Source organism: Limnochorda sp. L945t (assembly GCF_035593305.1).
In the GTDB taxonomy this organism is placed as follows: Bacteria; Bacillota; Limnochordia; order Limnochordales; family Geochordaceae; genus Carboxydichorda; species Carboxydichorda subterranea.
Genome location: NZ_CP141615.1, coordinates 938,892 through 964,848, shown reverse-complemented (window position 1 = coordinate 964,848; position 25,957 = coordinate 938,892). Strand labels below are relative to the sequence as shown.

Genomic DNA, 25,957 nt, shown 5'->3' with positions numbered 1-25,957 from the left:
TCCTCCAGGCAAACGATTGAGCCCTGCCAGGCAAGCTGGCAGGACGTGGGGAAGCTGGTCCCACGTCCCACTATACCAGAGCGAGGGCCGGGGCGCGGCCAAAAACGAGACGACGAGGATGCAACGGTTGCGTTTCAGGCCGGCCGCGACGCGGGGCTCTCCAGGGGGAGTGGACGGGTGCCGTGCCGCCCGAGCTCGGCCGCCAGCATCCCGGCCAGGATCAGTACGCCCCCGACGAGACCCCGCACGCCCAGGCGTTCGCCGGCCAGGGCCCACCCGCCGAGCGCGGCGAAGACCGGCTCCATGGCGAAGATGACGGCCGCGTGGGTGGCCGAGGTCCTTCGCTGCCCCCAGACCTGGGCCAGCAATAACACGCCGCTCACCAGCGGGCCCGTGACCACGAGGGTCCCGGCGACCGCCGCATCCAGTCCCCGGCCCTCCCATCGTTCGAACGAGGCGACGGCCGCGCTGAGGGCGACCACGGCCAGCACCTGCCAGAGGGTGAACGAGACGCTCTCGGAGCGCCGGCCCAGGTGAGCCACCGCGGTCACGTGGGCGCCGAACGCCACGGCGCACATCAGCACCAGCAGGTCCCCCCGGTGGACCGCCAGGTCGGCCGGCTCCAGCGACATGACGGCCATGCCGGCGGCGGCCAGCGCGACGCCCACCAGCGCCGCCCGTCCCGGCGGCCTGCGAAAGACCCAGGCCTCCAGGATCGGCACCAGTACCACCGACAGGCCCGTGATGAACCCCGCCTTGCCCGGGCTCGTGTACTGCAGCCCCAGCGTCTGGAAAGCATAACCGAGAAAGAGGAGCCCGCCCGTCAAGAGCCCGGCCCAGCTCGCCGGCGGTCCGTCCGGTGAGCCGCCGCTGCCGCCGGCAGGCTCGGCCCCTCGGCGCCGGCTCTTCCATCCCTTCACCGCCAGCCACAGCGCCAGGGTAACGGCCGCCAGAGCAAAGCGCAGGGTCAGGAAGGAAAAGACGGGGACGCGGCTCACCGCGTCCTTGACGGCGACGAACGTGACACCCCAGACCAGCGTGATGAAAAGGAGCGTCCCGTCGGCCAGCCGGCGGCTTCGATGCGCCCCGGGCTCCACCGGCGCGGTCTGCGTCAACCCACCGTGCCCCTCTCCGTCCCGGCCGAGGGCCCGGCCCGGCGTGCACCCGCCTCGAAAGGTGCCAGCCGGTCCATCTCTCCGAGCCGCCGCAGCGCCTCCAGCGTCTCCCGGCGACCCAGCCGCGCCCGGGCCACTGCCCGCTTCCACACGGCTACCGTCCGATCGTAGAGCTCCCGGTCCACGGGGAAGGGAATCCCGTCTTTCCCTCCGTGGGCGAAGGCATACCGCACGGGGTCCCGGTAGCTGGGCCGTGCCCCATAGACGATCTCGGCGACCATGGCCAGGGCCCGCACGGTACGAGGGCCTACCCCCGCCGCCCCGACCAGCGCCTCATAGTCCGCGGGCTCCGCCCGGTAAAGCGCCGACAACGCCCGCTCCAGCTGCGGCGTCCGCTCGATGGCGTGGCCCGCAGGGAGCCTCAGCTCGCGGGTGCGCCCGATCCGATCGAGCTCCCGCCGCCACCAGGCCAGGTCCTTCCCGGCCAGTTGCACCGACGCCTTGCGCGCCGCGTCGCTCTCCCGGGCAGCCATGTTGAGCGGGATGGATGCCTGGCGCATGCCCAGGATGGCCGCGTGGGGCTCTTCCACGAAGGAGCGTACCGCCTCGGAGAGCCAGTGGTAGCGGCGGGCCCAGCGGGTCCGCTCGTTCATCCCCTGCTGGACGACGCACCAGCGCCCGGAAGGCGTGAAGAAAAACGCGTGGTGGTAGATCTGGTGCCCGTCCTGGATGACGGCGCTGTCCACCTTGGCAGCCATACGGCTCGCCCGGACGAGGGTCGCGGGATCGAGGAGCAGGCCGTGGCGCTCCACGTGGGCGGCGATCTCGTCCGGCGTCCGCCGGGAGGTGGCGCCCTTGCCGCCGCACACGAACAGCCCCAGCTCTCCCATCCGGCCCTGCAGCCCTTCTTTGAGCGCGCCGCACACCACCGTGGTCACGCCCGACGAGTGCCAGTCGTAGCCCAGCACGCTGCCCAGAGACTGGAACCAGAAGGGGTCCGCCAGCCGCCGCAGCACCTCGTCCGGGCCCCACTCCTCCACCATGGCCTCGACGATGACCGCCCCGAGCCGCTTCATGCGGTCGAACAGCCACGGCGGGCACCGCCCTCCGTGCAGGGGGAGCATCGCCGTGCCGGTGTGCCCTGCCATTCCTCTCCAGCTCCTCGGCCCATTATACTGCGGGCGGGGGGTCGCTTCCGTGCCACTTCACGACGGAGATGCCGGGTGGGAGCGCTTGCGCGAGCGCATCGTCTCGTGCACGGCCTGCCCCCGCCTGGTGGAGTACCGCACCCTGGTGGCCCGCACCAGGCGGCCGGCCTACGCCTCATGGTCGTACTGGGGCCGGCCGGTGCCCGGCTTCGGTGACCCCGCGGCTCGTCTGGTCATCGTCGGCCTGGCCCCGGCCGCCCACGGGGCCAACCGCACGGGGCGGATGTTCACCGGGGACAGCTCAGGCGACTTCCTCGTGGGGGCGCTGTTCAGGGCGGGGTTCGCTAACCAGGCGCGCTCGGAGCACGCCGAGGACGGGCTGCGGCTCATCGACGCGTTCATGACCGCACCGGTCCGGTGCGCCCCACCCGACAACCGGCCGCTGCCGGAGGAGATGGAGCGCTGCTACCCCTTCCTCGAGCAGGAGATGGCGCTGCTCCACCGGTGCCGGGTCATCCTGGCCCTGGGGCGTATCGGCTTCGACGTGGCCCGCCGCCTGCTCCTCTCCCGGGCCGCCCACGACCCGCCGGCCCGGGAGCTGTTGCGTCACGCCCGCTTTTCCCACGGGGCGACGATCGAGCCCGGGGGCGACCTGCCCGCGCTGGTCGCCTCCTACCATCCCAGCCGGCAAAACACCCAGACCGGGCGGCTCACCGCCGCCATGATGGACGAGGTCCTGGCCCGGGTACGCCGGCTTCTCCAGGAGGCGGACGATCAGTCCGGGGTGCGCGCCGATCGGTCGTAAGGCCGGTGGCCGGCGACTCTGACTCGCTCGAGGCCCCGTCCCCCACGCCCCGTCGCGCCGCCGGAGGCCAGCGCGACGCCGAGCAGGATCAGCGCCCCTCCGGCCCAGGTCATGCCCGAAGCGGGCTCGCCCAGCACCCCGACGCCCAGGGCCGTGCCGACCAGAGGCTGAAGGAAGAAGAAGAGGCTGGCCGTGGCCGCCTCCAGGCTTTCCAGGCCCTTGCTCCAGAGGAAGAAGGCCAGCGCCGTCGAGACCAGGCCGAGGTAGGCCACCCCTGCCACGACGCCCGGGTCGCCCTGCAGCAGCGGTGCCAGGGCTGCGGCCAGGCCGTGCCCGGCCGGTGCCGGCGTGGCCGCCGGAGCCGCCAGGGCGCCACGCGGGCCCGTCTCTCGCAGCGCCATGGGCAGGGCCACCACGAGGCCCGTCAGGCTCGCCACCGCCGTGGTCAAGAGCGCGCTCACCTGGTACCGGGTGGTGATCAGGCGTACCAGCACGGAGTAGAGGGCCCATGTGAGCGCCGCCCCGACCAGCCACGCCACCCCGAGCAGGAATGGCCGGGCCGCGACCTCCACGGCCCCGGCCCAGCTCGCCGTTCCCTCTCCTTCGGGTCTACCGAGCGCCATCAGCGCCGCCCCCGCGATGGCCGCCGCCGTCGCCAGGAACTGGCGCCCGTTGGGGCGCTCCTGCAGGAGCCACCACCCGAAGAGGGCCATGAACGCCGGCGACGCCGACGTCACCAGAGCCCCCACGGACGCCCCCGTCCAGTGGGTCCCCTCGAACTGCAAGCCCAGGGAGACCCCGGGACCCACCAGCCCGGCGAGCCCCAGCAAGCCGGCGGCCCGAGACGGCATCCGTTCGCCCAGCACGAGCGCCGCCGCCAACAGGACGGCCCCGCCCACCGCCAGGCGGACGCCGAGCAGCGTCCAGGGCGGGATCTGCTCCATGACGACCCGGCTCACCGCGTACATGCCGCCCCAGATGGAGGCGGCCGCCGCCAGCATGAGGGCCGCACCGGCACGCTGCATGGGTTGCCTCCGGGGATGGCCTCAGAAGCCGCTCGAAAAGCGCGCCCCAAGGCGCGGGACCGCGCCCCCGCCCACGGGCTCGATCCCCAGGAACGCCTGCAGGTCCCCGGCCCTCCCCCGCACGCCGGCCCCCACGCCGAAGGCGAAGGCCGACTCGGAGTCGCGGAAGCTGAAGTTGGACGCCTTGGCCGCCCAGTCGGCGAAGAGCAGACCGTACGACGCCGTATCCGGCCCGAGCCACAGCTGCACCGGCGGTGGCGGCAGGCTGAACTCACGCTCCAGCGTCAGGCCCAGCCCTGCGCGCCCGGGCGCCTGGGCGCCAGTCGGAGCCGCCCCCCGCACCAGGAGTTCCGCCGGCCACCCGCCGGCCCGAAAGCCGAGGCGGGATAAGACGGGCGTATCCGTGCTCCCGCCCCCCCAGGCGGAACCGAGCTTGGCCTCCACCCGGAACCCCTGCACCATGACGGGCACTCGCAGCATGAGCGCCGCGAAGCCCTCTTCCCCGGAGTGCCCGCCGGGCTGCTGGCTGGCCACGCCGCCCACCAGGTCGAGCTTCGGCTCCGCCAGCAGGTCCGGAGCGATCTCCCACGGCGCCTGGACACTCGCCCGCAATGCCCGGAAACGGGTCGACGTGGACGGCCGCAAGAACTCCATGGTCGTTTCCTGCCGCGCCCAGAGATCCCCGACGAGGGCTCCGAGGCCGAACGACACGCGTTGCGGCCCCAGGTGGACCCAGCGTACCGTGAGCCCGGTGGTCCCGTCCCAACCGGGCACCCAGCTCACGGGCCAGTGCATGGCCCGAAGGTCGAGGGTGTCCGTAGGCGCCATCGAGAGCACCGTGCCAACTCGCACGCGCGGCCCGTCCCGCTCGTACCCGCGGGGGTCGGTGGGGTCCTCCGGCTCCCACCCCGCGCCCGCGTACGCGAGCCAGGGATCGGCCGCGCCCCACAGCTCGACGCCCAGTACCGGCCCGCTCAGATCCAGCACCGGCACCCACTGGAGCTCCAACGGCAAGGAGGACGTGGCGGCCGGCGCCGCGGCCACCTCCCGGGCGGCGGCCCCCCACAGGCCCGTCGCCAGCACGGCGACGCCCGCCGCCAGCGCCAGCGCCGGACCCACCCGGCGCCAGGGCCCTGCGCCGAGGGACGCCGTGCCTTTGCGTCCACGACCGTTGCCCACGCCTGCGTCTCCACCCTTCACAGCGGTTGGTACCTTCGCTTGCGCGACTGCCACCGGACCAGGCGCCGCACGCCGGCCTCCCTCGCCCAGGCTATGGCCTGCTCGAACCCGGCCCCGATCTGTTCCGGCGAGTGGGCGTCCGATCCCAGGTGCACGTCCAGGCCCGCCGCCACCATCCGGCTCAAGAGCGAACGCGCGGGGTAAATCTCGTGGGCGGGCTTGCGCAAGCCCGCCGTGTTGATCTCGACCGCGGTCCCCGCCCCCCGGGCAGCCTGCAAGAACCGCTCGAAGCTCTCCTCGGGAAAGCGAACCGGCCGCATGCCGAACTTCTTCGGCAGGTCCGGGTGACTCAGCACGTCGAATAGCCCGCTCCGGGCCGCCTGGCCCATCAGCTCGTAGTAACGGAGCCACACCCGATCGACGTCCGCCCCGGGCCACCCGATGGCGGGATCGCAGTCGACGCACATGCCGTCCACGAAGTGCACCGACCCCATGACGTAGTCCCACGGCACCCCTTCGAGGGCCTGGCGGATCGCCTCCTCCGCGCCGGGTACGTAGTCGACCTCGATCCCGAGCCGTACGGGAAGTCCCCGCTCCATGGCCCGGCGGACAGCCCCGACATACCGTTCGAGCGGTTCCTCGAACTCATGCTCCAGCCATGCCCTCACCTGGGGGTCCTGCCCGGTGCCTTCCTCCCAGAGCGGCGCCATCGAGGCGCGGAACTCGGCGAACCGGAAGGAGTGCTCGGTGATGCCAATTTCCTCCACTCCGGCTCCGAAAGCCGCCTCCACGTATCGCTCGACCCGTTGCGGAGCGTACGGCAGGGGAGCGCGGGTCTCGTCGGAGACGAGGTGCATGTGGTAATCGCCCAGACCCGGCATACAGGCGAGCCTCCTCGGTGAGCGGAGTTGCAGGCTCCATGCGCATGGTACGGCCCCCCGCTTTTCCAGGTCAAGGTCGCGACGGCAGGAGTACACCGCCACGCGCAGAAGGTGGAAACCGACCGGGATACTGGGGCCTTCTCGGGGAGGGAGAGCACCTTGGCCGCCAGGCGACGCAAAGGATTTTGGGTGGCAGCCACTGCCCTGGTGATGCTCCTGGGACTGCTTCCGGCAGGTGCGCTGGCTGAGGAGGCGGGCGGAAGCGCCGAGCCCGCTCCGTACGCGACGGTCGAGCTTTCCGGGGTCGTCATCCTGCGTGTCAGGGAGGCAGGAGGCTGGGAGTCGGTGTGGGCGCGGGCGGAGGAGATTTACCGGAGGATCAACGAGGCGATCAACCAGTACGGGAGCGAGCTTTCCCCGGACATGGTCACCATCGCCTCGCTGCAGACGGGCCCGGCCCTGCACGTCGGGGAGCACCTCATCGTGACGGTGGACGAGGCCTCGGCCCGCTCCAACGGTGCCTCCCCCGAGACGCTCGCTCGCGTTTGGGCCGCCAACCTCAAGAAGGCGCTGGACCGCTATCTCGCCGTCAATTCACCGGCCTACCCGCCCGTTTTCTGACGCCCTGGCAGGGTCGTGGCGGCCCTCCCGTCACGACCCCGGCGCAGCGTGGGGCGGCCCGGCCGGACCGCCCCACCGGCCTGCTCCGTCCGTCATGAAGCCCGTCGCCCCGTGATCCACGCCCACCCGCCCCAGCTCCCCCACGCCTCCACGCCGAGGCCCTGCCGCTCGATGGCCTCCGCCACCTCCTCCAGACGTCCGGCGACGATGCCGGCACCGATGAGCAGGCCGCCCGGCTCGACCAGCGCGGCCAGGGGGCCTGCCAGCCGGACGAGCCACTCGGCGAGCAAGTTGGCCACCACCACGTCGGCGCCCCGGGGAGCCAGCGCCCGCCGGGCCGCGTCCACCGAGCCCCGGCGCACCACCACCCGGGTCACCCCGTTTCGGCGCGCGTTCTCCCGTGCCGCGGCGACCGCCAGCGGGTCCGTGTCGACGGCGACCACCCTCGACGCGCCCAGCCGGCGCGCGGCGATGGCCAGCACGCCGGTGCCCGTCCCGACGTCGGCGACCACGGCCGCCGCGCGGCCCGCAAGCTCCGTCTCGAGGGCCCACAGGGCCTGCTGCGTCGTGGGGTGATGCCCGGTGCCGAAAGCCATGCTCGGGGGTATGATGAGGCGGATCGGCCGGATGCCGGCGCTCGGAGGACCGCCGCGCCCCCGGGCGACGACCTCGAAGCTGCCCACCCGGACGGGGGCGAGGGTTCTGGCCCAGGCCTGCTGCCACCCCAGGCGCCAGGCCCGGTCGGAAAAAGAGGCGATCCCGACCTGGATGGGGGAGGCTCTCCGCGCGGATCCGTCCGGCGGAGGCGCCGCCGGGACGGCCGCCTCCACCCAGGCGCTCACTTCCTCGTGCAGGCGGCGCGCCGCCCGGCGAGCCTGTACCCCCGACGAGAAGTAGGCCACCAGGGTGGTGGCCCGGGAGTCGCCGGGGTCTGGGTCCTGCACTTCCACGCCGCAGGCGCCGCACTGGCCCGCCACCCACCCGGCCCAGTCGGCCGCCTCCGGCGGCAGGCGCAGCGTCACCCGGTACCAGGCCACCGCGGCGCCTCACCGCTTGTGCCAGTGCCCGAACAGCCCCGGCCCTGCTTCGTGGCGACCGGCGGAGGCCGCCCGGGCGCCTCGCGAGGGCTGTTCCTGGCCGCCCTCGCCCATCGAGGCGCCGTCCTGGGGCGCCAGCGCCTCCCGCAACAGCTCTTTTTGCCGGCGCGTCAGGCGCGTCGGGGTCACGACCCGGAAGCGCACGATCTGGTCGCCCCGTCCTCCGTGACGGCGGCGGATGCCCTTCCCGGGAATCCGGAACGTGTCGCCGGTCTGAGTCCCTTCCCGGACGGTGATCACCTGCTCCCCGTCCAGAGTCGGCACCCGCACTTCGCCGCCAAGGGCGGCGTCCAGCATGCTGATGGGCACCTCGCAGATCACGTCGTCGCCGTCTCGCCGGAAGATGGGATGCGGCCGCACCTTGACGAAAACGTAGAGGTCGCCCGGTGGCCCGCCGTTGAGCCCGACGTCGCCTCCGCCGGGGACCCGCAGCCGCACTCCGTCTTCCACTCCGGGCGGCACCGTGACGGCGATGCGACGGGATGTACGGACGCGGCCCTCTCCCCCGCACTCCCGGCACCGGACCGGGATCTCGACACCCCGCCCTCCGCAGCGGGGGCAGGTCCGCACCTGCACGAAGCGCCCGAACAGCGTCTCGCTCACCTGCTGGAACTGGCCACTCCCGCCGCACATGGAGCAGCGCTGCGGGGGATGGCCCGGCTCGGCTCGGCTGCCGTTGCAGCGCGGGCAGACCTCGAGGCGGGGGACCTCGACCCCGATCTCCGTCCCGAAGGCAGCCTGCTCGAACGTCAGCTCGACGTCGTAGCGCAGGTCGTCGCCCGCCACCGCCGCGTCCGGGCGGTGCCGGCGTCCTCCGCCGCCGAAGAAGACGTCGAAGAGGTCGCCCAGGTCGCCGAAGTCTCCGAACCCACCCGGCCAGCCTGCTCCCCCCGGCCCGCCTGGCCCCGGCCCGCCCGGAGCCTGCCCGTCGAAGACCTGTCCGAACCGGTCGTACTGGGCGCGTTTCTCGGGGTCGCTCAACACCTGGTACGCTTCGTTGATCTGCTTGAAGCGCTCCGCCGCCTGGGGGTCGTCCTTGTTGACGTCGGGGTGGTAACGGCGCGCCAGATCCCGGAACGCCTTCTTGATCTCCTCCGGGCTGGCGTTGCGGCTGACTCCCAGCACCTCGTAGTAATCCGGCTTACCAGCCACCGGGCGCCGTCACCCCGCTCTCGTGCCGGCGCGCAGGCCCACGCCCCGCCGCCGGCTCACGAGCCCTTCCCCGTCGTCGACCCCGGGTTTTCGACCCGGTAGTCAGCGTCCACCACTTTCTCCCCGCTCGCATGGCCATCCGGGCCGGCGCCGGCCGTCGCCCCCGCGCCGTTGGGACCGGGCTGCGCGGAGCTGGCCGCGTACACTGCGGTCGTGACCTCGTGGAGGGCCTTGCTCAGCGCCTCGGTCCGATCCTTGATGAGCTGCACGTCGGAGCCGTCCATCGCCTTGCGCAGCTCCTCCTTGGCCCGGTCGATGCCCTGCTTGTGGGCGTCGGTCACCTTGGCGCCGAGGTCCTTGAGCATCTTGTCGGTGGCGTACAGGAGATTGTCCGCCTGGTTGCGGGCCTCTACGAGCTCCTTGCGGCGGCGGTCCTCCTCGGCGTGCTTCTCCGCCTCCTGCACCATGCGCTGGATGTCCTGCTCGGCGAGGCGCGAAGAGCGGACGGTGATGGCCTGGGAGCGCCCGGTCCCGAGATCCTTGGCCGACACGTTGACGATGCCGTTGACGTCGATGTCGAACGACACCTCGATCTGGGGTACCCCGCGCGGCGCCGGCGGGATCCCGGTGAGCTGGAACCGGCCGAGGGTCACGTTGTCCGCCGCCATGGGTCGCTCGCCCTGGAGCACGTGGATGTCCACCACCGTCTGGTTGTCGGCCGCGGTGGTGAAGACTTGCTTCTTGCTGGTCGGGATCGTCGTATTGCGCGGGATGAGCACCGTCATGACGCCGCCCAGGGTCTCGACGCCCAGGGAGAGGGGAGTCACGTCCAGCAGGACGATGTCGCGCACCTCCCCGGCGAGCACGGCGCCCTGGATGGCGGCACCCACGGCCACCACCTCGTCGGGGTTGACGCCCTTGGTCGGCTCCTTGCCGAAGATCTCCCGGATCTTGTCCTGCACGGCGGGGATTCGGGTGGATCCGCCGACGAGCAGGATCCGGTCGATCTGGGAGGGAGAGAGCTTGGCATCTTCCAGGGCCCGGCGTACCGGCCCGACGGTGGCCTCCACCAGGTCGGCCGTCAACTGGTTGAACAGCGCCCGCGACAGCGTCCGCTCGAGATGGACGGGCCCGTTGGGGCCGGTGGCGATGAACGGCAGGCTGATGGTGGTCTCGAGCAGACCCGACAGCTCGATCTTGGCCTTCTCGGCGGCATCCTTGAGCCGCTGCATCGCCATGCGGTCGCCCGAGACGTCGACGCCGCTCTCCTCCTTCAGCTCCTTGACGAGCCAGCGCATGATCCGCTCGTCGAAGTCGTCCCCGCCCAGGTGGTTGTTGCCGCTGGTCGCCTTCACCTCGAAGACGCCGCCGCCGAGCTCCAGGATGGAGACGTCGAAGGTGCCGCCGCCCAGGTCGAAGACCAGGACCGTCATGTCCTGCTTCTCCTTGTCGATGCCGTAGGCCAGGGCAGCGGCGGTGGGCTCGTTGATGATCCGCAGGACCTCCAGGCCGGCGATGGTACCCGCGTCCTTGGTGGCCTGGCGCTGGGCGTCGGTGAAGTAAGCAGGACAGGTGATGACGGCCTTCTTCACCGTTTCACCCAGGTAGTTTTCGGCCTCCTGCTTGAGCTTCTGCAGGATCATGGCGGAGATCTCTTGCGGCGTGTACGCTTTGTCGTCGATCCGGACCTTGTAGTCCGTGCCCATCTTCCGCTTGATGGAGACGACGGTCCGATCCGGGTTGAGGATCGCCTGGCGCTTCGCCGCTTGCCCGACCAGGCGCTGCCCGTCCTTGGTCCAGGCCACCGCCGACGGGGTGAGGCGGCTACCCTCCGCGTTGGGGATGACCGTGACCTCGCCGCCTTCCATGACGGCGACCACGGAGTTGGTCGTGCCCAGGTCGATCCCGATGACCTTCTCACTCACCTTGTTGCTCGCCATGCTCGATCCCTTCCGTCCCAGCGTCGCTTTCCGCTGCCGGCTGCGTCTCGTCGTCCGCGGCATCCTCTTTCGGGCGCAGCGCGCCCACTCGTACCATCGCGGGCCGCAGGACCCGGCCCGTCCGGGTCAGGACGAAGCCTCGCACCAGCTCTTCCACCACCCGGCCGTCCTGGGCCGGGTCGGTCACCTCCACCGTCCCGATGGCCTGGTGCACCGCCGGGTCGAAAGGTTCGCCCAGGGCGGCTACCGCCCGAATCCCTACCGTGTCCAGCGCGGCCATGAGTTCCTGATGCACCATTCTAATCCCGACGCCCACCTGCGACCACCGGGCATCGGCCGGGATGGCCGTCATCGCGCGCTCCAGATCGTCGAGGACGGTCAGGAGCGGGCGGGCCATGCGCTCGACCGCGTCGTCCACGGCCCGCTCCACGTCGCTGCGGCTGCGGCGGCGATAGTTGTCGAAATCGGCCCGCAGCCTCAGGAGCTGGTCCTCCAGGCTGGCGATACGGCTGGCCGCCTCTTCGAGCTGTTTGGATGGATTGGGGGAGGTGAGCGCCCCGTCGGCCGACGGCGCTGCACCTTCTCTCTGCGCCTGTGGCTGTTCCCGTTCCTCTCCTGTTGGTGGTGAGCCCCCGGCCTCCCGATCGCCGGGCGCGCCACCCTGCCCTGCGGGCTCGTGCTTGCCGTCGGGCTCCTGTCGCCCAGCGGGCGGCTGCTGGTCGGGGCCTACTCGGGCATCGGCCGCCTCGTTGGGTTTACGCTTCGGATCGTGGGATGCATCGGGCTGCAGCACCCACACCCCCTTCACGAAGACGGCCTGCACGCAAGGCAGGCCGCACGACATAGGACCGGTCCTCGCCCGCTCCTGCGGGCGTCGCTTCGCCTGGGTCTACCGGTGTGTCAGGTTTGATCGGGCAGTAAGGTCATCGCCTCCGTCAGCACGCGGCTCACGCTCTCCACCGCCGCGAGCGCCCGCCGGTAGTCCATGCGGGTCGGCCCGATGAGCCCTATGACGCCCATCGGCCGGTCGCCCCTCCCGTACGGGGCCATGACGACGCTGCACCGCTGCAATTCGGGCACCGGCTGCTCGTGGCCGATGGTCACCTCCAGCCCGGCCACGTCGCCGTCCATCAACAGCGCCATCAACGTGTCAGGATCCTGGAGCCGGTCCAGCACCTGCCGGGCGACCTCCACGTCCTTGAACTCGGGCTGCTCCAGGAAGAAGGGCACGCCCTCGACGTAGACCTGCTCCGCCCCCCGGTTTTCGGTGAACAGGTCCAGCAGGGGCTCCACCACCAGGTCACGCCAGCGAGGGTCCGGCACCTCGTCGCTCACCTGTTCGAGGAGCGTGCGGGTGAACGCCTCCGCCGAGACCCCGTGGAGCAACCGCGACAGGGTCGTCGACATCCGCTCCAGGACCTCGGATCGCTCCTCGGCGTCGGCCCACCGTAGCAGCCGGTTGTACACGAAGCCGGGGTCGGCGACGACCACCAGCAGCACGTGCTCCGGGTCCACGGGGGTGTAGCGCACGTGCCGGAGCACCAGCCGGCGCAGCGAGGGCCGCAAGACGAGCGTGGAGTAGCGCACCCGTCGGCTCAAAGCGCGCCCGGCTCGGGTGATGAGCGTTTCGGGATCCCTGGCCCCGAGCAGCTCCTCGTGCCACGCCTGCGGCGGCTCGGCAGGCAACTCCTCCCGGGGTATCAGCACCTCGACATAGTAGCGGTACCCCAGGTCGGACGGGATGCGGCCGGCCGATGCATGCGGCTGCTCCAGGTAACCCTGCTCCTCGAGGTCGGCCATCTCGTTGCGAATGGTCGCAGGACTCACGCCGGGCAGGTACTTGCGCGCGACCGTACGGGAGCCGACCGGCTCCGCCGTCTGGATATAGTCGTCGGTGATCGCCCGCAGGATCCGCTGCTTCCTATCCTCCATCGTCGCCCCAAAACCACCTGTTAGCACTCTACTCGGGAGAGTGCTAACCTGCATTGAGATTAGCAAGCCAAGGGCGTGGTGTCAAGCAAAGCGGCCCGCCGATGCCGCGCGGCCATCCAGCGACTTCCAAAGGAGGTTCTTGCTTCCCTCCGGCATATCCATACCCCGGCTTGCGAGATCCCTTTGATGGCGAGTCGAGCTCTGGGGGGATGCAAAGGTCATGAGAGAAGCGCACGGCAAGCCGCTCGCTCCGTGGGCCCTGGCCTCGGCCGTGGCCGTGGTGGGAATCGTCCTGGCCCTGGCCGGGCCGGGAGCAGGGACCGCCCTCGCCGAGCCGCGGACGGTGGCCAGCGCCCATTTCTCGGCCATGGGATTCGGGGTCGACCTGGAGAGGGAGCACTCCGGCGCCAGCTCCTGGCTCGTGGGGATCGCCCTCGATCCCGTAGGGCTGTACGCAGGGGTGCGCCAGTACACCGTCTCGGCCCCGGTGCACCGGCCGTTTTACGGGGCGTACATCGGCGCGCAGGCCCGCTCGGATCCGGCGCGCCTCGAGGAGTTCGAGCCGGGGCTATGGGTGAGCGGCGGCTACGAGATCCGCTTCGACCGCCGCGTGCGGGGCACCGGTGAACTGGGATTCGGGCTGGTCAGCACCGGCGGCAGGATCAGCTCCGACGTCTTCATCGGGCTCGCCCTGGGCTTCTCCCTGTAGGAGCGGCTCTGCCTCACCGGGCAGCGGACGGGCCGACGCCGTGATGGCGACCGCCACGGCGTCGGCCACCAGGAACCCCCGATCGGTCAGGCGCACGGTGCGCCCGTCTCGCCGGATGAGCCCGCCGGCCTCCAGCCGATCCCACACCCGGGGGTCGTAGGCTTCTTCCAGCGGGTACCCCAGCTCCCGGGCGAACCGCTCCCGGTCGACGCCCTCGGCGATGCGCAAGCCCAGCAAGATCCGCTCGTCCATCCACTGGCGCAGGCACAGCCGTTCGATGAAGCCGACGGCCGACCCGGCCGTCGCGCCGCCCGGGCGCACGGCCCCCACGTAGGCGGCCGGAGCGCGCACGGAGGCGAAGCGGAAGCCGGCCCAAAAGGAGTGCGCCCCTGGCCCCAGGCCCAGGTAGGTCTGGTGGCGCCAGTAGCCGAGGTTGTGCTTCGACTCCTCGCCGGGCCGCGCGAAGTTGGACACCTCGTAGCGTTCGAGGCCCGCGCCGGCCAGCCTCGAGACCACCAGCTCGACCATGCGCGCCTGGGTCTCCTCGTCGGCCATGGGTAGTTCTCCCCGCCGCCATGCTTCGAAGAACGGGGTCGACTCCTCGAGCGTGAGCACGTAGGCCGACACGTGGCGCGCCCCGAGCTCCCCCACCAAGCGGTCGAGGGTGTGGCGCAAGGACTCGGCCGTCTGGCCCGGGATGGCCACCATCACGTCCAGGTTGAACCGGGCGAAGCCGGCCCGCCGGATCATGGCCACGCTGCGCACGGCCTGCTCGGCCGTGTGGATCCGCCCGAGCCGCCGCAGCTCGTCCGGCTGCAGGCTCTGGACCCCCACGCTCACCCGGTCGATGCCCGCCTCCCGCAGCGCTTCGAGCTTCTCCAGGGTCAAAGTGCCGGGGTTGGCTTCGATGGTCGCCTCCTCGAGATCGGAAAGGGGCAGGCGCTCGCGCAAGCCGACGACGAGCCTGCGTAGCTGTGCCGGCCGCAGCACCGTGGGCGTGCCGCCGCCGACGAACAGGGTGCGAAAGCCCCCGCGGCCGCCCTCCAGAAGAGCCGCCCACTGCTCGGCCTCCTGCAGGATGGCCTCGACCATCTCGTCGAGCTGCCCCGGATCCGAGAAGGCGTACGAGTTGAAGTCGCAATAGGGGCACTTCGCCACGCAGTAAGGAACGTGCACGTACAGCCCGCGCGGCCACCGGCGCCGGGACGACAGGCTCTCGACCAGCGAACGCACGAGGGGGTGCGGGCGCTGCGGCTCACTCAATGCGCAGCACCGCCATGAACGCCTCCTGCGGCACGTCCACCATCCCCAGCTGCTTCATCCGTTTCTTGCCCTCTTTTTGCTTCTCGAGGAGCTTGCGCTTGCGGGTCACGTCGCCCCCGTAGCACTTGGCCAGCACGTCCTTGCGAAGGGCCCGCAGCGTCTCCCGGGCTATCACGCGGCTACCGATGGCGGCCTGGATGGGCACGTCGAAGAGCTGGCGAGGGATGAGCTCCCGCAGCTTCTCTACCAGCTGGCGCCCCCGCTGGTACGCCCGCTCGCGGTGCAGGATGCACGACAGCGCATCCACCGGGCGCCCGTTGAGCAGGATGTCCAGCTTCACCAGGTCGCCCTCCCGGTGGCCCACGTACCGGTAGTCGAGGGAGGCGTACCCCCGGGTGAGCGACTTGAGCCGATCGTAGAAGTCCATCAGGATCTCGGCGAGCGGCAGGTCGTACGTGAGGACCGACCGGCTGGGCACCGGGTACTCCAGGTTGAGAAACTGCCCCCTCCGGTCCCGGCACAGGTCCATGACCGGGCCCACGTAGTCGGCCGGCGTCAGGATCGTGGCTCGCACGTACGGCTCCTCGATCGCTTCGATCCGCCCCGGATCCGGCATGTCCGCCGGGTTGTCGACGGTCACGACCTCCCCCGAGCGCAGCCTTACCCGGTAGGCCACGCTCGGCGCCGTGGTCACCAGATTGAGGTGAAACTCCCGCTCCAGGCGCTCTTGCACGATCTCCATGTGCAGAAGGCCCAGGAACCCGCACCGGAAACCGGGCCCCAGGGCCGCCGACGTCTCGGGCTCGAACTGGAGGGAGGCGTCGTTGAGCTGGAGCTTTTCCAGGGCTTCCCGGAGCTTCGGGAACTCCTCGCTGTCCACCGGATACAGCCCCGAGAAGACCATGGGCAAGGGCGGGCGATAGCCGGGAAGCGCTTCGGTGGCCGGCCGGTCGACCCGCGTGATGGTGTCGCCGACCCGGGCGTCCCGGATGTTCTTGATACCGGCCGTGAGCGCTCCCACCTGGCCGGCGGCGAGCTCTGAGACGGGGACGAGCTGCGGCCGGAAGACGAACAGGTTTTCCACGTCGTGCTCCGCGCCGGTGCTCATGAGCCGGATCCGGTCGCCGACCGAGACCGATCCGTCCATGACCCGCACGTAGGCCACGACCCCGCGGTAGGAGTCGAAGTGGGAGTCGAAGATGAGCGCCCTGAGCGGCCTGTCGACGTCTCCCCTCGGGGCAGGGATGCGCTTCACGATGGCATCCAACACCTGGTCCACGTGTAAGCCCGTCTTGGCCGAGATGCGGATCGCCTGGCCCGCCTCGAGCCCCAGGACCTCCTGGATCTCGCGGGCGACCCGGTCGGGGTCGGCGTTGGGCAGGTCGATCTTGTTGATGACCGGAATGATTTCGAGGTCGTGCTCCAGCGCCATGAGGAAGTTGGCCATGGTTTGCGCCTCGACGCCCTGGCTCGCGTCCACCACCAGGAGAGCGCCCTCGCACGCGGCGAGGCTGCGAGAGACCTCGTAAGAGAAGTCGACGTGGCCGGGCGTGTCGATGAGGTTGAGGAGATACGGCGCTTCCCCGGCGGGGGTGTACTCCATCGTCACCGCGGTGAGCTTGATGGTGATCCCGCGCTCCCGCTCCAGGTCCATTTGATCCAGGACCTGGTCCACCATCTCCCGCGAGCTGAGGGTGCCCGTGCGCTCCAGCAGCCGGTCGGCCAGGGTAGACTTGCCGTGGTCGACGTGGGCAATGATACAGAAGTTGCGGATGCGCGATGGATCCACGCCCGATGATGCTCCTCCGGCACGAGGTACCCGACAACGAGTGATTATAGCAGATGGGCTCCACGGGGCAGGAAGGCCCCACGTCGCCGCAGAAGCCGCAGGGGCATCGAAAGGCAGGGAGTCACCTCTGGATCCTACCGGTCACCCCGCGCCCGCCGCCCCGAGGGGCCGTCTCCTGCGGGACGCGGCGCTCACCATGGGGCTCATCCTGACCAGCCGCCTGCTCGGGTTCGTGCGCGAGCGGGCGGTCGCCGAGGTATTCGGGCGCACCGTCGAGACGGACGCGTTCAAGGCCGCGTTCAACATCCCGGACCTCATGTACTTCCTGCTGGTGGGCGGCGCCATCACCGCGGCGTTCATCCCGGTCTTCACGGGCTATCTCGCCCGGGGGGAGGAAGAGAAGGGCTGGAGGGTCGCCAGCACGTTCCTCAACGGCACCGTGGCCCTTCTCCTCCTGGTGACCGCAGGCGGCATGATCTGGGCGCCGTCGCTGGCGCCGCTGGTGGCGTACGGCTTCACGGGCCACGAGCGGGTGCTGCTGGTGGAGCTCATGCGGTGGATGTTCCCGGCGGTCTTCTTCACGGCGCTGGCCGGGCTCGGGATGGGCGTGCTCAACAGCTACCGCCATTTTACCGTGCCGCTCCTCGGACCCATCCTTTACAACGTGGGAATCATCCTGGGCGCTTACGTCCTCGGCCCTCGCATCGGGATCCGCGGCATGGCGGTCGGCACCGTGGCAGGCGCGATCGCCAACGCGGGGCTGCAGTGGACCCTGGTGACGCTGCGCTACCGGCGGTGGCGGCCGGTCTTCGATTTCGCCGACCCCGGCGTACGCCAGCTGTACCGGCTGATGCTGCCGGCGCTCTTCGGGCTGTCCATCACGCAGCTGTCCCTGATCATCAGCACCAACCTGGCCTCGACGCTGCCGGCCGGCTCGATCACGGCGTTGACCCTCGCCAACCGGGTGATGCAGTTCCCGCTCGGCATCTTCGCCATGGGGCTCTCCACGGTGGCCTTCCCGACCATGGCCACCCACGTGGCGCTGGGGGAGATAGGGCAGTTCGGCCGTACGGTGAGCGCTGCCATGCGGGGCATTCTCTACTTCACCATCCCGTCGGCCGTGGGGCTCGTGATCCTGGCCGAGCCGGTCATACGGCTGCTCTTCCAGGCGGGGCAGTTCACGGCGGAGGACAGCCGGGCGACGGCGCTCGCCCTGGTCTTCTACGCCGGCGGGCTCGTGTCGCAAAGCGCCATTCAGATCCTGACCCGGGCCTTTTACTCGCTGCAGGATACCCGTACTCCCGTCGCCATCTCCGCCGGGGCGCTGGGGGTCAACACGGCGCTCAGCCTGGTCTTCCTGCATGCCACCCGGATGGGCCACGCCGGGCTGGCCCTGGCCTTCACCTTGACGAGCGTGGCCAACTGGGCCGTCTACCTGCTGCTGCTCGGTCGCAAGACGGCGGGCATGGTCTGGGCATCCCTCGGGGACTTCCTCGCCCGGGCAGCCGCCGCCAGCATCCCCATGGCCTGGGCGGCCTGGTCAGCGGCAGCGTGGGCCACCGGGCGCTACGGCATGGAGACCTTCCAGGGGCGGGCCCTGGTCGTGGGAGCCGGCGTGGGGGCCGGGGCGGCGGTCTACGCGGCGGCCAGCTGGCTCGTGGGACTGCGGGAGGCTCGCCAGATGGGCCAGGCCGCGGGGCGGGCCGCGGCGACGGCCGCGGCCCGGCTTCGCACGGGCCTGGGGTGGCTGCGCCAGGCGGTGCGCCGGCTGCCGGGCACGGGCGGCGCCCGGCCGTAGCAGGCGAGGGCCTCAGCTCCAGGCGCTGCGGGGAAAGGGGCTCTTGAGGAGCAGCGCGGCGATGCCCTGTGCCAGCAGCAGGGCCGATCGCCGCGCGGCCTCCTCCTGGCTGCGGTACGAGCCGACCTCGATGAGCAGGGCTCCGGGATGCACCTGCTGGTTGTAGTAGCGTCCGGGCCGGAGGATGAGCCGGCGCAGCAGCCCCGGAAAGCGGGAGTCGAGTTCGGCGGCAAGGGCCCGGGCGACAGCCAGGTTACTTTTCTCTTCGGCCCCGTCGCGGCCCGTGCCCACCACCAGCGCGAGCTGGGCGACCGACTCGCCGTCGACGGAGGTCTCGAGATCGCCGCCCTCCTGCGGAGCGTCCCGGTGCAGGTCGATGAGGAGCCGGAGCGACGGGTAACGCTCCACCAGCGCCCTGGCCGTCTCCATGGATCGCACGTAGGCGAGGTCGTGGCTGGGATAGTCGTGGATGGTCGTGATGTGCACCGCCGGGATGCCCAGTGCGTTGAGGGCGTCGACCAGCGCTTTCCCGACGCGGACGACCCCCGTGTCGGTCGTGCCGAACCGGTGGTACTCCAGCGGGTCGGACGGGTGAAAGTCAGGGGTGCGGTACATCTCCGAGGTATGGGTGTGATAGACGGCCACCCACACCGCCGCACGGGCAGGGCCGGAAGGGCGAGGGCGCGCAGGCGGATCCGGCGGCTTTTCCGGGGCATGGGGCCGCTGCGGCGACGGGGGAGGCGCCAGGGCGGGCCGGACCGGCGAGCCGTCCTCTGGCCCGCGGTCGGAGGGGACAGGCGCAGGCGAGGGACGTGACGGCGATGGCCCCGGCTCTCCGGCACGGGCGGCCGTGGGAGCGGCCGGCCAGGCCACCTCGGTGGCCCGGGCGACCACCCAGGCGCCGAAGCGCTGCAGCAGCGCCATGCGCTCTACGGGCGGGGCAGGGGTCTGCCCGTTGCGGGATGCCGGTGCGCCGGAGCCCGCCGGCATCCCGGGAACGCCCGGAGGCACGAGCCATCCCGGCGGAGGCATGATGGTGGGCCCGAGGGCGAACCCCAGCGCGGCGGAAGCCGCAACGGCGAGCACCCGCAAGCCTGTCCGGGCGGAAACGACGAAAAACGCTCCGCGACGCGAAAACAGCAAAGACGGTCCCCTCCCGGGTACCCATGGCTATGCCGGGAGGGACGGTCCTATTCCGCGACGCCGGAGCGGTGGGCCCGCTGGGAGAGCTCGACGAACCACAGGAGCTGGTCGTACAGGCGGCTCAATTCCACCGCGGAGTGGTAGGTGAAGTGAACGACCATCACGACCGGCCCTGCCCCGAGGCTCGTCAGCACGCGGTAGCTCGGATGCGTGCCGAGCAGCGAGGCCAGCCCCCGCGCTGCTGCGGCGGCTGCCGTCACGGTCTCGTCGAACGTGATCCGCACGACCGCCTGGCCCTCGTCCGCCGGGTCGGCCGCCGCAGAGGCCGGGGTGACGCGTAACGCCGTATCGCGACCCCGGAGCCGGCCTCCGGCCGGACGTGAGGAACGCTGCGAAAGCTCGCCTCGCACCCGCGTCTTCGGACGTCTCCCCTGCGGCCCTGACTCGCAACCGCCTCATGTCATCCGTTCGGCGAAGACGCGAGGATTCCTGTGCCGGGTCAGGGGTGCCCGAGAGGCGAGCGCCCGCTCAGATGGAGCGGAGCACCTCTTCGAGGTCGAGCCCGGGGTGCAGGGCGTCGTTGAGCGCGCCGGCCACGACCTCGGAGGCGTCCTCGACGAAAACGTCGATCTCCTTGGGCGTCACGATGAGGGTGGCAAGGAAGTCGTCGTCTGCCTGCGCGCCATCCCCGGTGAACGGCGTGCCCGAGACCATCGGGGCGGCCTGGCTCCGGGCGTCCCCCCCGTGAAGGAGGGGCGGGAAGGCCCCCGGCGGCACCGCCGGGGCGCCTGCCCAGCCGTCCCCGACGCCGCTCAGGCGCGAGGCGTGGATGACCGTGGGCACGCCGACGGCCACGACCGGGATCCCGAGGGTCTCCCGGTTGAGGCCCCGTCGCACGTTGCCCACCCCTGCGCCCGGTTGGATGCCGGCGTCGGAGATCTGGACCGTCGAGCACAGCCGGTCGGGGGATGCGGCGGCCAGGGCGTCGATGCAGATCACGGCCGCGGGCCGGGTGCGTTGCACCACGCCGGCTACGAGTTCCGTGGTCTCGATCCCGGTCAGGCCCAATACCCCCGGCGAGATCGCGCTGACCGGCCGGAGGGAGCCCTTCTTCTCGGGCGGCAGCATCTCGTGCAGGTGGCGGGTGACCAGGATTTGCCCCACCACCCGGGGGCCGAGGCTGTCCGGCGTGGCGTTCCAGTTGCCCAGTCCGGCGACGAGCACGGGGGCGTCAGGCCCGACTCCTTGCCGTCGGAGCAGCCCGGCGAGCTCTTTGGCCACCAGGCCGGCGACTTCTTCTTTGGCCTCCTGCGAACGCTGGCGCAGCTGGGGCGACTCCACGGTGGTGTACGTGCCGGGGGCCTTGCCCAGGGCGGCTGCGCCACGAGGGCCCGTGATGCGCACCCGGTGGACCGAGGCGTACCGGCCCGGCTCCCTCTCGGTCTCCACCTCGGGCACGGTACTCCTGCTCCGGCTCACCACCGCTTGGTGAGCCTCGACCGCCAGGTCGGTGCGCGGAGAGCCGGGCCTTCGGGCGTCGATCCGGGTGTGGCCGCGCCGGCGCGTCACGTCGTCCACGAGCCTGCGCCCTGCCCACCAGCGGGAGCCGACAGGCGGCAGCCCGGCGGAAAAGGAGGGCATGGAAGGACGGGCAGCGGGCAAGCGCCATTCCTGTTCGTCAGGGCCGGACGTGGGAGGCAGAGGCGATGGTGACATGTCAGGTGAAGCGCACCTCCTCGGACGCAAGGGTCCCGGGAGAGCCCGGTTACCCCGCCGGTCGTAGCATGCCCCCGAGGCCGCCCGGCGTTGCAGGGGCCGGTGGCGTGTGGTAAAATCACGCCGTCCGTGCCGGCCGAGGAGCCTTTCGGACCACGAGGAGGTTGCAAGGGTTGCCCAATACCCGTTCTGCCGCCAAGCGCTTGCGCCAGTCCATCCGCCGGCGCCAGCACAACCTGGCCATCAAGTCGGCCATGCGGACCGCCATTCGCAAGTGCCAGCGCGCGGCCGTCCAGCAGGTCGAAGAGGGTTGGAAGCTCTACCCGCTCGCACAGAAGGCCATCGACAAAGCGGCCCGCAAGGGAGTCATCCATCCCAACCAGGCCGCCCGGCGCAAGTCCCGCCTCGTCGCCATGCTCCGCCGGCTGGAGGCCGCCCGGGCCCAGGGTGCGGCTGCTCAGCCGGCGCCTGCGTCACCGGCGCCCGCCGAGGGTCAAGGGGCCGGCCAGACCGCCTGAGCCATCCGCAAGAGCAGGCGGCGCAAGGCGTCCTCCGGATCCACGCCTTGTTTGGAGTCGTAGTCGGTCTGGGCCACCCAGCCCAGAACGGTGGTGAGTCCTTCGATCCCGAGGCGCCTGGCGCGCGCGGCCGCCTTCCGCACGGCAAAAGGCGGCCGGCGGGCGAAGGCCTCGGGAACCGGTTCGGGGATGCCTGACCCGTCCGGAGCCTGCCGGGCCAGGGCCTCGGCCATCTCCCAGAGTTCCATGGCCTGTCGCCCGATCTCCCGCCAGATCCACGACGCAGGCACCCCCTCCCGCTCGATCGCGCGTACCAGCCGCCAGGCCTGGGCCGTGTCGCCATCGAGGGCGGCCTCGGCCACCTGGAATCGCCGGCGGTCGGCCTGCCCGCCGAGGCCCGAGGGTGCCGGCCCCTCGTCCTCCAGCACGGCCTCGACCAGGTCCGCCGAGAGGACCGCCCGGACCCGGGCCTCGTCCAGCGCCTCCCCCTCCAGCACCTCGAGTTTCGCCAGCTCCTGCGCGGCCCGCTCCGGAAAGCGCATCGCCATGCGCCTGACCAGGCGCAGAGCCGGCTCCGGCAGTCGCAACCGGGCAAGCCGGGCATCCAGCTCTTGCTCGCGCCGGCGGCCCGGTGCGCCACTGTCCCAATCGATGAGTCTCCAGGTGCCGGCGTCGAAGGCGCCGGCCTGCCGAAGGGCCTCGGCCGCCCGCCCCTCCTCCGATTGATCCCAGAGGACGAGCCTGTCCTCCCCGAAGGAAAACCGGCCCGTCGTCGCCCGCACCAGGGCTTCGAGGTCGTCCTTGCGCATCTTCTCGGCGTGGCGGACCAGGAAAACCCGGGGGGCCCCCGAAAGGGGCGGAGTCCACAGCTGGGCCAGCATGCCGGACAGGGTGACTTCGTCCGCGAACCAGACCACCCGCTCCGTCCCTTCGCCCTCCAGCCCGTCGAGCCAGCGCTCGACGAGGGAAGGGTCGGCTGCCCGGAGCAGATACCCCCCGGGCCCGGGCACGTCCGAGGGGGCAAGGGCCGCTTTCGTGTCATCCCCGCTCGTATTCATCGCTCGAGCTCCCATCCCGACTCGCTCCCCACGGCCTGGAAAGGCCCGTCAAGCGCGCACGCTTCGCCTGCGGCCCGGTCGGCCGTTCCGCCCTCCCAACGCACGCAGCCGCGCTCCAGGTCCAGGTAAAGCGGCGCTGCGCCCGCGAGCGCCAGGCGCAGGGCATTTCGGGCGGCGCCACGGGATGGCGCAGGTGCCTGCCCATCCCCGGCGACGTCGAGCCGCGAACCTCGCACGGCGATGCCGCCCACCGGGGCCGATTCCGGGCTCTCGGGCACCCCTGCCACGTACAAGGCGGCCCCCTTCAGCCGCACCCGGACCGAGGCGGCCTGCGCGGCGGGCGCCTGAGCGGACGGGAAAGGCTGTTCCGGGGGCTCTTCTTCGCCCTCGCGGGCCACGCTCACCAGGACGTCCGCCCTGCCCCGGCCGAAGCGCCCGACGACCGGCCGGAGCTTCTTCAGTGCGGCGTCGAGATCCTCCGGCCGCGACACCCGCACCGCCGTCCATACGGAACCATCCCCTCCGCGGGCCGCCATGAACCAGCCGTGCGTCCCCGCTCGCCCGGCAGCCACCACCGCCCCGCCCTGAGACCATCCCCAGGGCCATGCCAGCGCGGCCAAGCACGCTGCACCGGCGGCCCACGCCGGTACCGGCGTGGGCGACCTGCCCCGCTCTCGTTGCAGGCGCCCCACGAGCGCTCCCCAGACAGCTGCGGCGGCCACCGCCCAGGCCCACGGGCCCGGGTGGGAAGCCCACGCCCCCTCCAGCGCCTGGCCCTGCCAGGCTAGCCACTCGAGTCCCGACGCAGCCACGGACGCTACCCGTTCGACCGGGCCGACGAGCGGGGCCGGCACCACCAGGCCGGCGAGGGTGGCCCAGATGAGGGCTCCGCTCAGGGGCGCTGCCGGGATGCTGGTCCACGCACCCACGGCGGAGACCCGGCCGATGAAGAGGGCCACCAGGGGAGCTACCGAGGCCCAGGCCGCCACCGAGACGGCCGCGGATCTCGAGAGGCGCACCCCCATCTCCTGAAAGGCTCGCAGAGGTGCGCGAAGACGGCCGTCAAGACGCCGCACCGGAGCGTCGAGGCCGGCCTGGGCCCACAGGCCGATGCCCGCCGTCGCGGCGTACGACATGAGAAAACCCTGGTCGGCGGCTTGCCACGGCCCGCCCATCAGCAGCTGCAGGCCCGCCGCATAACCCAGGCTATCGAGCAGCCGGAGCCTGCCCCCGATCACCCAGGCGGCGCCGGCCAGGCTCTGCATCAAGGTCGACCGCACAGCCGGCGCTTCCAGCCCTGTCAGCAGGGCGTACGCCCACCCACTCGCGATCGCCACCGCGGCCACCCCGGCCCTGACCGGGAGGCGTCTCGCCCCCGCCGCCCGCCGGAAGAAGAGCAAGACCGGGCCGGCCAGCAGGCTCACGTGTACCCCCGACACGGAGAGCAAGTGGGCCAGGCCCGAAGCCTGCAGGGACTCCCGCTGTTGCCCGGTGAGGGCTTCTCGTTGCCCGAGGGCGATCGCCCGCATCCATGCTGCAGCCGGCGACGCACCGAAGCGCTCCGTCAACCGGCGCTGCAGCGCATCGGATCGCTCCCCGGCCCAGACTGCGATCCGAGTGGCGGCGGGAAGGTGGCGCTCCCGTGGCCGGGCGTACCACCGCCGGCGGTCCTTGACCCGCAACTCCAGCGCCACCCCCCGGGCACGCCAGTATTGCCTGGGGGAGAACGCCCCCGGAAAGGGGGCCTCGTCCGGCACGCTCACCAGTCCCCGGGCTCCGATCGCATCGCCCCTCGCGATCGCCCTGGCCAGGCTGTCGCCGGCCGGCAAGCGCACCCGCACCGCTGCGGGCAGGGGACGCCATCGACACGAGCCGGGCCCCTCTGGGACGCCTTCGTCGCACCAGCGGCCGGCGCCCAGGATCAGGACCGGCGTGTACCATGCCGTTTCTACCGCGACCACGGTCCCCTGCACCCACGCCACCTGCCCGGGCTCGAAAGGCGCCACCGCCTGCTGCCACCTGTCCATCTGCCACGTGCCCACCAGCAGCCCCGCGACCAGCGCACTGCCGACAGCCTTCCAGCGGGCGGGGTGCGTTCCGCCGGGCCACGCCCCCCGGCTCCGGCCGCTCTTCTCCCGGACCAGCCGGCCCGGGATCGCGGACGGAGCCGGCGGCCACACCCTCGCCTGTCTCCAGGGCCTCTTCGTCCCGCCCACGTCCATGGAGGCCCTCACACGGCCCCACGCCCGGGCTGCCGCCGATCCGGCCAGCGCCGCTCCGTACGCCGCGCAGGCCCATGCGACCACCTCGGCCTGCCCCGGGTCGGCGGTGGCCGCCACGGCGCTTCCCAGAGCGAAAGCCCAGGCCACGGCGCCCGCCTTGGAGAGCAGCCCGGCCATGGCCGCGCCTCACGGCTTTCCGGCCACGATCCGGCCGGCCAGGCGTTCGAGCGTCTTGGGCCCGATCCCGGGGACCTCCACGAGATCGTCCACGGAGCGAAAGGGCCCGTGCTCTGTTCGGAAACGGACGATCCGCTCCGCCAGTGCAGGTCCGATGCCGGGCAGCTCGTCCAGCTCCTCCGGGGATGCCGTGTTGATGTCGACCGTCCCGCCCCTCGACGCTGGGGACCCGGGTCCCCTGCCGGGTGCCTGCCGCGCCCCTGTGGGCGTAACAGGCGCGCCTCGAGCCGCCTCGACAGCCCCCGGCACCGGGGGGTGGCCCGGAGGAAGATGGCAGGTAGCGGCCGGGGCGCTCTCCCCGGGCTCCCGTTCGGCTGCCAGCACTGCCCCCTCCCGGGACGGCTCGCCCGCCCGGGACTCCTCCTGCCCGGCCTGCGAGGCGGCCACGCTCACGGGCCGTAACACGACGGGCGGGCCCAGGTCGGTACCCAGCCGGTATCCCGTGGCAAAGAGCGCGGCGGCCGCTGCGACCAGGGCCAGGTGCCGCCCGGCGGCCACCCGGCCGGCCCGCTTCACGCGCAATCCCAGGCGCAGCCACCTGCGAGGCGTCATGCGCTGCACGACTCGCCCTCCTTTTAGCTCTACTATCGTTACCCTGACTAACTCATT

Annotated in this window: 22 protein-coding genes; 4 read left to right on the top strand and 18 right to left on the bottom strand. The window is 71.7% G+C overall.

Going from position 1 to position 25,957, the window contains the following annotated elements; translation table 11 throughout:
• Nucleotides 1–134 precede the first annotated feature (134 nt).
• Nucleotides 135–1,115: a DMT family transporter gene (locus tag U7230_RS04425; protein WP_324717529.1), complete on the bottom strand. Its 981-nt coding sequence runs from the start codon at nucleotides 1,113–1,115 to the stop codon at nucleotides 135–137.
• The gene (locus U7230_RS04420; protein WP_324717528.1) at nucleotides 1,112–2,263 is read right to left on the bottom strand and encodes a DUF763 domain-containing protein; all 1,152 of its coding nucleotides are present in this window, start codon (nucleotides 2,261–2,263) and stop codon (nucleotides 1,112–1,114) included. Before U7230_RS04420 ends, U7230_RS04425 begins: the two co-directional genes overlap by 4 nt.
• A 49-nt stretch (nucleotides 2,264–2,312) precedes the next feature.
• Here U7230_RS04420 and U7230_RS04415 point away from each other — a divergent pair, with 49 nt between their 5' ends.
• Nucleotides 2,313–3,068 (top strand): uracil-DNA glycosylase, encoded by a 756-nt coding sequence (locus U7230_RS04415; RefSeq protein ID WP_324717527.1) that lies wholly within the window; start codon nucleotides 2,313–2,315, stop codon nucleotides 3,066–3,068.
• Here the strand turns inward: U7230_RS04415 and U7230_RS04410 are convergent.
• The 3 genes from U7230_RS04410 to U7230_RS04400 are packed head-to-tail and all read right to left on the bottom strand — an operon-like array spanning nucleotide 3,038 to nucleotide 6,153.
• A complete protein-coding gene (locus U7230_RS04410) occupies nucleotides 3,038–4,093 on the bottom strand; it encodes a DMT family transporter (RefSeq protein ID WP_324717526.1) in 1,056 nt (351 codons plus the stop codon). The genes U7230_RS04415 and U7230_RS04410 overlap by 31 nt on opposite strands.
• Before the next feature lie 21 nt (nucleotides 4,094–4,114).
• A complete protein-coding gene (locus U7230_RS04405) occupies nucleotides 4,115–5,272 on the bottom strand; it encodes a hypothetical protein (protein WP_324717525.1) in 1,158 nt (385 codons plus the stop codon).
• Between the two features lie 17 nt (nucleotides 5,273–5,289).
• Entirely contained in the window at nucleotides 5,290–6,153 is an 864-nt protein-coding gene (locus U7230_RS04400) for a histidinol-phosphatase HisJ family protein (protein WP_324717524.1), read from the bottom strand.
• A gap of 159 nt (nucleotides 6,154–6,312) precedes the next feature.
• On the opposite strand from U7230_RS04400, the gene U7230_RS04395 reads away from it, so the two are divergent.
• Entirely contained in the window at nucleotides 6,313–6,774 is a 462-nt protein-coding gene (locus U7230_RS04395; RefSeq protein ID WP_324717523.1) for a DUF8459 domain-containing protein, read from the top strand.
• A gap of 92 nt (nucleotides 6,775–6,866) precedes the next feature.
• Here the strand turns inward: U7230_RS04395 and U7230_RS04390 are convergent, their stop codons facing one another.
• From U7230_RS04390 to lepA, 7 genes are all read right to left on the bottom strand, one after another.
• Nucleotides 6,867–7,811, bottom strand: a complete 945-nt coding sequence (locus tag U7230_RS04390; RefSeq protein WP_324717522.1) for a 50S ribosomal protein L11 methyltransferase — start codon at nucleotides 7,809–7,811, stop codon at nucleotides 6,867–6,869.
• Nucleotides 7,812–7,820: 9 nt separating this feature from the next.
• On the bottom strand, nucleotides 7,821–9,023 hold the full coding sequence (gene dnaJ, locus U7230_RS04385) for a molecular chaperone DnaJ (protein ID WP_324717521.1): 1,203 nt from the start codon (nucleotides 9,021–9,023) through the stop codon (nucleotides 7,821–7,823).
• 56 nt (nucleotides 9,024–9,079) lie between these two features.
• Nucleotides 9,080–10,963 (bottom strand): molecular chaperone DnaK, encoded by a 1,884-nt coding sequence (gene dnaK / locus U7230_RS04380; protein WP_324717520.1) that lies wholly within the window; start codon nucleotides 10,961–10,963, stop codon nucleotides 9,080–9,082.
• Nucleotides 10,941–11,807 (bottom strand): nucleotide exchange factor GrpE, encoded by an 867-nt coding sequence (locus U7230_RS04375; RefSeq protein WP_324717519.1) that lies wholly within the window; start codon nucleotides 11,805–11,807, stop codon nucleotides 10,941–10,943. The genes dnaK and U7230_RS04375 overlap by 23 nt, the downstream gene beginning before the upstream one ends.
• A gap of 56 nt (nucleotides 11,808–11,863) precedes the next feature.
• Nucleotides 11,864–12,895 (bottom strand): heat-inducible transcriptional repressor HrcA, encoded by a 1,032-nt coding sequence (hrcA, locus tag U7230_RS04370; RefSeq protein ID WP_324717518.1) that lies wholly within the window; start codon nucleotides 12,893–12,895, stop codon nucleotides 11,864–11,866.
• A gap of 568 nt (nucleotides 12,896–13,463) precedes the next feature.
• Entirely contained in the window at nucleotides 13,464–14,867 is a 1,404-nt protein-coding gene (gene hemW, locus U7230_RS04365; RefSeq protein WP_324717517.1) for a radical SAM family heme chaperone HemW, read from the bottom strand.
• A complete protein-coding gene (gene lepA / locus U7230_RS04360) occupies nucleotides 14,860–16,656 on the bottom strand; it encodes a translation elongation factor 4 (RefSeq protein ID WP_324717516.1) in 1,797 nt (598 codons plus the stop codon). Before lepA ends, hemW begins: the two co-directional genes overlap by 8 nt.
• On the opposite strand from lepA, the gene murJ reads away from it, so the two are divergent.
• Complete coding sequence (gene murJ / locus U7230_RS04355) at nucleotides 16,622–18,454, top strand: murein biosynthesis integral membrane protein MurJ (RefSeq protein ID WP_324717515.1); 1,833 nt, start codon at nucleotides 16,622–16,624, stop codon at nucleotides 18,452–18,454. The genes lepA and murJ overlap by 35 nt on opposite strands.
• A 12-nt stretch (nucleotides 18,455–18,466) precedes the next feature.
• Here murJ and spoIIP read toward each other — a convergent pair whose 3' ends face one another.
• The 3 genes from spoIIP to gpr form a co-directional block, all read right to left on the bottom strand.
• On the bottom strand, nucleotides 18,467–19,597 hold the full coding sequence (gene spoIIP / locus U7230_RS04350) for a stage II sporulation protein P (RefSeq protein WP_324717514.1): 1,131 nt from the start codon (nucleotides 19,595–19,597) through the stop codon (nucleotides 18,467–18,469).
• Nucleotides 19,598–19,644: 47 nt separating this feature from the next.
• Nucleotides 19,645–19,881, bottom strand: a complete 237-nt coding sequence (locus U7230_RS04345) for a hypothetical protein (RefSeq protein ID WP_324717513.1) — start codon at nucleotides 19,879–19,881, stop codon at nucleotides 19,645–19,647.
• 244 nt (nucleotides 19,882–20,125) lie between these two features.
• Nucleotides 20,126–21,175 carry a GPR endopeptidase gene (gene gpr / locus U7230_RS04340; RefSeq protein ID WP_324717512.1) on the bottom strand — a complete coding sequence of 350 codons (1,050 nt, stop codon included), beginning with the start codon at nucleotides 21,173–21,175 and terminating at the stop codon, nucleotides 20,126–20,128.
• A 311-nt stretch (nucleotides 21,176–21,486) separates the two neighbouring features.
• Here gpr and rpsT point away from each other — a divergent pair, with 311 nt between their 5' ends.
• Nucleotides 21,487–21,831: a 30S ribosomal protein S20 gene (gene rpsT, locus U7230_RS04335; RefSeq protein ID WP_324717511.1), complete on the top strand. Its 345-nt coding sequence runs from the start codon at nucleotides 21,487–21,489 to the stop codon at nucleotides 21,829–21,831.
• Here the strand turns inward: rpsT and U7230_RS04330 are convergent.
• From U7230_RS04330 to U7230_RS04320, 3 genes are read right to left on the bottom strand one after another with little or no spacing between them, the layout of a single operon-like run.
• On the bottom strand, nucleotides 21,807–22,904 hold the full coding sequence (locus tag U7230_RS04330; RefSeq protein WP_324717510.1) for a DNA polymerase III subunit delta: 1,098 nt from the start codon (nucleotides 22,902–22,904) through the stop codon (nucleotides 21,807–21,809). The two genes, rpsT and U7230_RS04330, sit on opposite strands and share 25 nt — an antisense overlap.
• Complete coding sequence (locus tag U7230_RS04325) at nucleotides 22,886–25,288, bottom strand: ComEC/Rec2 family competence protein (protein ID WP_324717509.1); 2,403 nt, start codon at nucleotides 25,286–25,288, stop codon at nucleotides 22,886–22,888. Before U7230_RS04325 ends, U7230_RS04330 begins: the two co-directional genes overlap by 19 nt.
• A 9-nt stretch (nucleotides 25,289–25,297) precedes the next feature.
• Nucleotides 25,298–25,900 (bottom strand): ComEA family DNA-binding protein, encoded by a 603-nt coding sequence (locus U7230_RS04320; protein ID WP_324718181.1) that lies wholly within the window; start codon nucleotides 25,898–25,900, stop codon nucleotides 25,298–25,300.
• Between the last annotated feature and the right edge of the window lie 57 nt (nucleotides 25,901–25,957).